This window comes from Streptomyces sp. NPDC058221, from assembly GCF_042882365.1.
In the GTDB taxonomy this organism is placed as follows: domain Bacteria; phylum Actinomycetota; class Actinomycetes; order Streptomycetales; family Streptomycetaceae; genus Streptomyces.
In genome coordinates this window covers 1-1,566 of record NZ_JBHVWF010000315.1, presented here as the reverse complement: position 1 = coordinate 1,566, position 1,566 = coordinate 1, and the positions used below count along the sequence as shown (strand labels likewise).

The following is a 1,566-nucleotide window of genomic DNA, read 5'->3' as shown; positions in this document are numbered from 1 at the left end:
CCACACACCAGCACCCACCACATCAACCACATCACCATCACCACCCGCAGCAACCGCACCCCGCGTCACCACCACCAACCGACCCACACCACCACTACCCTCACCCAACAACCACCCACGCACGTGGTCCAGGACCTCCATGACCGTGTGGCCCTCGGAGTGGTAGAGCTCGAATTCGGAGTTCTCCTGTGCGCCTGCGGTTGTCGCGGAGGCGGGTGCCTCCACCCAGTTGATCCGGAACAGGGAGTTCTGCTGCTGGTCGGGAACGTCGAACTGCTCGGCCGGAACGGATCGCAGCGACAGAGCATCGACCGAAGCGACCGGTTCGCCGGTGGGTGCGGTGAGCTGAAGTGCGACGGCATCGCCACCGGTGCGGTCCATACGTACCCTGAGCGTGCGCGCACCGGTGGCGTGGAGGCTCACGCCTGACCAGGAGAAGGGCAGCAGCACATGGCCGGGCTCCGATACCGTCTGCGCGATGCCGCTCAGCGGGATGGCGTGCAGTGCCGCATCGAGCAGTGCGGGATGCAGACCGAGTCGGGTGTTGTCGGCGCCTTCCGGCAGGCTGACTTCCGCGTACACGGTCTCGCCCAGCCGCCAGGCCGCGGTGAGCCCCTGGAAGACCGGTCCGTAGTGGTAACCCAGCTCGGCGAGCTCGGTGTAGCGCCCCTCGACAGGGAGCGAGACGGCTCCGGCCGGCGGCCAGGCGGTGGCCGTTGGCGTGGCCGCCGGCGTGCCGGGCGAGGGGGTGCCGGCGGCGAGGGAGCCCGTCGCGTGGCAGGTCCAGTCCGTTTCGGCGGCCGGCGCACTGTCGTGCCGGTCCCGTCGCGCATGCACGGAGAAGGTCCGGTGTCCGGAGCTGTCGGGGGCACCCACGGATATCTGGATGCTCATGGTCCCGCTCTGCGGGACGACCAGGGGGCTACGCAGGGTGAGTTCCTCGATGCGTCCGCAGCCGACGTGGTCGCCGGCCCGGATCGCCATCTCGACGAAGCCCGTGCCCGGCATCAGCACGGTCTCACCGACAGCGTGGTCGGCCAGCCACGGGTGCGACTGGAGCGAGATCCTGCCGGTCAGGATGGCCCCGTCTCCGTCGGCAAGGGCGACGGCCGCGCCGAGCAGCGAATGGTTGGCCGCTTCCAGGCCGAGTCCGGCCGTGTCTCCCGGACCCTGAGCGCTCTCCAGCCAGTACCGCTCACGCTGGAACGCGTACGTAGGCAGGTCGACGTGCCGTTCGGCCGGGGCCCCGAGCAGCGGGCTCCAGTCGACCGGGGCGCCTGCGGCGTGGGCTCCGGCGAGGGCGGTGAGGAGGCGGCGGCGGCCGCCGTCGTCGCGGCGCAGGGTACCCAGCGCAGCACCGAAGGACCCTGCGTCCTCAATGGTCTCCTGGATACCGACAACAAGACCCGGGTGAGGACTGACCTCGATGAACAGGTGGTGATCGGCACTGATCAGGCTGCGCGTGGCCTCTTCGAAGCGGACGGTGTGGCGGAGGTTGTCGTACCAGTAGTCGGCGTCCAGCGCCCGGTCGGCAGGGAGGAGTCCACCGGTGAGGGTGGAGTAGAA

1 protein-coding gene is annotated in these 1,566 nt (G+C 69.7%); it reads right to left on the bottom strand.

The window, feature by feature from the left end; genetic code table 11:
- Positions 1–1,566 (bottom strand): polyketide synthase dehydratase domain-containing protein (locus ACFVW8_RS39115; protein WP_389698819.1); only part of this gene is annotated, 1,566 nt, incomplete at both ends.